Here is a 4,520-nt window from a genome sequence, read left to right on the forward strand (position 1 = left end):
AATCCAAAATCCTGCTGGTTTTTCCATGTATTTTTTTCTCTCCTTTGAATTAATCTGGAATAGTATACTTTGAAAAAAAAGCATGTGCAATATGATATGGTGATAAAATCCTGATATGCCTGAAAAATGAGTCTTTTATCCTTTATTTTTTACTATATAAATATACTAGGAAGAACCATACGTTTGCGCATGTGTTCTGGAATTTTTTTAAATGTAATGAATTTTCTATTCGGCTTATTTATAATGAAAAGGTTAATATTTCTATTTAAAGGAGGGGTTTGATGTCTAGAAAAAACAGCGTGGCAATCGTAACAATCATTTCTGCGTTCCTTTTTTGCGCCATGATTGCCGCTGCTTCACTTTCGCCACTGGCCGAAACGGGAGGGGCGGCCAATCAGTTTAACTCAGTCGGCATGTGGTCAGCTATCGGTATGATCCTTGTGTTGTATCTCATTCCTTTTCTCATTTACATGCTTGGAGTTGATGCGATGAGGTATGTAATGGCGGTGCTTTGCGGCTTTGGGCTGCTGATTCATTTATCTTCGGCCGGTTTTATCTTGATGTTTAGTTTGTTCAGTGACCATCTGCTTTCTGAGGTGATCCTTGTGATTGGGGTTTGTCTCGCTGCGGCTGTTGTAAACATCATTTGGTTTTTTGCAGCTTTTCGTTCAGCATCAAAAAAACCCGTTACAAGAAGTTTTACGTAATCCCCTATATTTTCCTGTTCATAAAATGGATAATATGCTGTACCTATTGCGATCAGAATCTATCAAAAAATAGTGGCTTTTGGGAAATAATCGAATGTGAGAAAAGGCTGGCGAGAAGGTCTCGGCAGCCTTTTTTGGTTAGTCAATCCAAATATTTATTTTTATAGATAACCTTTGTCCCGCAAATATAATCATGCAATGCCAGTTTAGAGGGAAAGGCGGCCATGATATAACCGATATACAAAATTCCTGATAGTGTGTAAGCGAAGAAACGGCCGAAGCTGTGCCAAAATGAAATTCGCTCGCCATACTGATTGACAACGATTATTCCCATGAGTTTTTTGCCCAGTGTTGCTTGCATTTTTGAAGACGTCAGTAGGCTATAATAAAGAATACCGAAGATATATATGATGGCAATAACAGGGATTGTCCCGAATATCAATATAGAAAATGTATATTGTTCTTCTGTCATATAAAGGCTTGCTGAATCAATGAGAGGCAGGACAATTAAAGTGTTAATGAGAATCATAATAAAAGCAAAAAAATAGATAATCAAATCATCAATTATAGAGCGATTGCCCGAATCCAAAACCCTGCTGGTTTTCCATGTATGAATTTCTCTCCTTCGGAGTTTTCTGGGATATTATATGTTAGAGCCTATAGGGTTTCAATGAAATATACTAGAGGAACTTTGTCTTGTAACAAAAATAGTGTTTTGATGCTGTATATTGCTTTATTTTCCTATTTGTATTGTAGATTAATAGGAGAATAGAAGAGTTTGGTGAAAAATAAAAGAGAACCTGCAAAATGATGCAGATTCTCTTTATTGTGATTATTTAGCGGCTTGAATAAATACACCTTTCTCATGAGAAAACTCTTTAAATCCGTATACCCCATGATAGGAGCCGATTCCGCTTGTGTTGACACCGCCGAATGGCAGGTTGACGTCACTGAAATGGACGACAACATCATTGATGGCGGCATTTCCTGATGTCGTATGCTGAAGGACGTTGTCAATCAGGTCTTGGTTGTGGCTGAATACATAAAGCGCAAGCGGTTTATCACGATCATTTACGTAATCGATGACCTCGTCGATGTCTTCATAGTTCATCATCGGCAGGATCGGTGCGAAGATTTCCTCCTGCATGATTTTCATGTCAGGTGTGACGTTTTTCAAAACGGTTGGCGAGATCGTGCGGTCGCTGTCATCAAACACGCCTCCGAATACGACTTCCGCCCCTTTTTCGATGGCGTCGTCGAACAGGTCTTTGACGCGGTTGAAGTTGCGGTCATTGACGATCTGCGTAAATTTGCTGCGGTCTGGGTTGTAATCATCCTCCATAAATCCTGCGTTGACGATTGTTTGTAAAATCCCCGCGAACCTGTCCTGAACGTCTTTTTTAATGAACAGATAATCAGGTGCGATGCAGGTTTGGCCGGCGTTTACGAATTTCCCAACGGCGATCTTTTTCGCTGCGTCCGTGAGATCGTATTCACTGTCAATGATCGTTGGGCTCTTACCGCCAAGCTCAAGTGTGACAGATGCCAAGTGTTTGGCCGCTGCTGTCATGACGATTTTTCCGACATTTGTGCTTCCAGTGAAGAAAATGTGGTCAAACGGCTGATCTAGAAGCTCGGTTGCCACCTCAACCTCTCCTTCAAAAATCGCGACTTCTTTTTCGTCAAAAGCGTCTCGAATCACTTTTGCGGCAATGTTGCTTGTGTTCATCGTAAAATCAGACAGCTTCACAATCGCGCTGTTTCCGGCTGCGAGAGAAGCGGCAAGCGGCGCCATCGTCAGCATAAACGGATAGTTCCACGGACCGAGGATGAGCGTTACGCCTTTAGGCTCGTACATAAGAATTCCGTTTGCGTCAGGGCTTAAAGATGAACCGACTTCTTTAGGCGCCATCCATTGTTCCAGATTGTTCATATTATCTCTGATCGCTTTTTTCGTTCCTTCGATTTCCGCTTTTTTGACCTCGTGATATGGTTTGCGGACGTCTTTGCGAATCGCTTCGATGATTTCTTCTTCATGGGCAATGACGGAATCTAAAAAGCGCTGAAGCTTCTCTATGCGCTGTTCCGCTGTTGAAGCGCGCAGTGCTTTTTGCTGTTTTTTCTGAAGCTGAAAGACACGCTGAATGTCGTCTTTTACTTGCTGTTCCATTGTAAAATCCCCCTCATTTGCTTTCTTCTTTTCTCAGACCTATTATAAAGTGGTACCTTTTCTGTAAGAAAGACAACGGTGAACCATCTATACGTTACCGTACATATATCGAACATCTGTCTAATGATTGGGGGTGTCTTTTGTGCCGGAATCTGCTGAAGCTCAAGTGAAACAGGCGCTGCTGGCCTTATTGGAAGAAAGGGATATTCAACATATCACAATGAAAGAAATTGCTGAGAAGGCCAAAGTGAGCCGCGGGACGCTCTACCTTTATTATGAAGACAAGTTTTCAATCATTGAGGATGTGATCGAAGACATGAAGGAGGGGCTGGGCAAAGCGCTCTATGAGGCCTTCAGGCATATGGATACCCTCCATTTGAACAAAAAACGGCAAACTGTGCATCCGACTCTGTCCTTTGTTCACGAGCATCGATCCTTTTTTGGTACGATGATGAACAGAGAAAATGTTCATCGTTTTTTTAAGGATGTGTTTCAGCAGGATGTTCTGCTGGCTCCAATCCATGTGAACTTGACGCCGATCGAACGGGAAATCTACGGACATTACCGGGCTTTGTACACGTACGCGATTATCCTGTATTGGCTGAATGAGGATGCCGCGGCTTCTCCGGAAGCCATCAGCCAAAAGGTATGGGAGCTTGTTTCTCAAAAGAGGTTTTATTGGCTGTTTGGACAGGCTGCGTCAGGGGAGCGGCAGGAGGACAAGCAAATCGACAGGCGTGTGGTTCGAACGAGAGAGGCGCTGCAGAAGGCTTTGTTGGACGTATTGGCGGAGAAACAAGACTACGCGGCCATTACGATTTCGGATATTACCCGTAAAAGCAATATCCGCCGCGCAACCTTTTATGATCACTATGCCAGTAAAGAGGAATTGCTGCAAACCATGATTCAGCAATCATGTGCGGAGATCATAGATCACCTGACGATTGCCCCAAGTCCGAATGAGCTTTCTTTAGAGGATGCGGAGGAGGCGCTCGCCAGTCTGCTTTCTGCTTTATCAAACATGCCCATTGTGCATTTTCTCAATCAGGAATGGGGTGTTCCTCATATGATACCTGATATGTTCAAAGCGCTGGAATCGTTTTATCTGCATCAGCAGACTGAGATTCATGCGGAGAAAAAGCTTTATGCCTATTATGTATCCGCGATGATTATCGGGCTGATTTTGTATCGGCTGGATGAAGGGAAGACGCATGCGCCAGAAGTGCTGGCGAGGGAGTTTTTGCAGTTTTTGGATGTGAAGAAGTATAAGGTTGTATTGCTATAAACGAGAGAAATCAGCCTGCGGTTGAAATGGGAGGCTGGGGAGTACCTTCAGTATCTTTTGAAATGAAAACCTGAGAGAGGTAACGTTTACAACGGATATAAATTTGCCCGGATACACTCAGTCCGGGCTCTGTGTCGTTATGTCACTTGTTCTTTTGAGTTTCTTTCTTTTCTTTCAAGGTGAGATTTAAAAATAGAAGGGCCAAAAGAATTCGAGCAATGTTCACCGACCAAGATTTCCAGCTTGAAGTAGGGTCTAAAAGCGTATTGAAGAGCAGGTGAACGATAGAAGAAAATGAAAAGAGTAAAAATAGTAGTTTGTTTTGTGACATAAATTGCGTGCCTTTCTGTCAAATACT

General features: G+C 42.6%; 5 protein-coding genes. 2 read left to right on the top strand and 3 right to left on the bottom strand.

What is annotated here, in order from left to right; all coding sequences use genetic code 11:
- Window positions 1–281: 281 nt before the first annotated feature.
- Window positions 282–707 (top strand): DUF5391 family protein, encoded by a 426-nt coding sequence (locus RAC86_RS35705; protein WP_014115789.1) that lies wholly within the window; start codon window positions 282–284, stop codon window positions 705–707.
- Between the two features lie 142 nt (window positions 708–849).
- Here the strand turns inward: RAC86_RS35705 and RAC86_RS35710 are convergent, their stop codons facing one another.
- Both RAC86_RS35710 and RAC86_RS35715 read right to left on the bottom strand, forming a co-directional pair.
- A complete protein-coding gene (locus RAC86_RS35710; RefSeq protein ID WP_236827560.1) occupies window positions 850–1,236 on the bottom strand; it encodes an RDD family protein in 387 nt (128 codons plus the stop codon).
- Window positions 1,237–1,539: 303 nt separating this feature from the next.
- On the bottom strand, window positions 1,540–2,877 hold the full coding sequence (locus RAC86_RS35715; RefSeq protein WP_072565558.1) for an aldehyde dehydrogenase family protein: 1,338 nt from the start codon (window positions 2,875–2,877) through the stop codon (window positions 1,540–1,542).
- Between the two features lie 142 nt (window positions 2,878–3,019).
- Here RAC86_RS35715 and RAC86_RS35720 point away from each other — a divergent pair, with 142 nt between their 5' ends.
- Window positions 3,020–4,162, top strand: coding sequence for a TetR/AcrR family transcriptional regulator (locus RAC86_RS35720; protein WP_072565557.1), 1,143 nt, complete (start codon window positions 3,020–3,022; stop codon window positions 4,160–4,162).
- Between the two features lie 137 nt (window positions 4,163–4,299).
- On the opposite strand, the gene RAC86_RS35725 is transcribed toward RAC86_RS35720, so the two are convergent.
- A partial coding sequence (locus RAC86_RS35725) for a hypothetical protein (RefSeq protein ID WP_377886698.1) occupies window positions 4,300–4,520 on the bottom strand: 221 nt, incomplete at its 5' end.

It is taken from the genome of Bacillus sp. LR_5 (assembly GCF_042709275.1).

What these genes read in the sequence shown, in the direction of transcription:
- RAC86_RS35705 (WP_014115789.1), top strand. Translation starts at nt 282, where the DNA reads ATGTCTAGAAAAAACAGCGTGGCAATCGTAACAATCATTTCTGCGTTC.
- RAC86_RS35710 (WP_236827560.1), bottom strand. Translation starts at nt 1,236, where the DNA reads ATGATTCTCATTAACACTTTAATTGTCCTGCCTCTCATTGATTCAGCA.
- RAC86_RS35715 (WP_072565558.1), bottom strand. Translation starts at nt 2,877, where the DNA reads ATGGAACAGCAAGTAAAAGACGACATTCAGCGTGTCTTTCAGCTTCAG.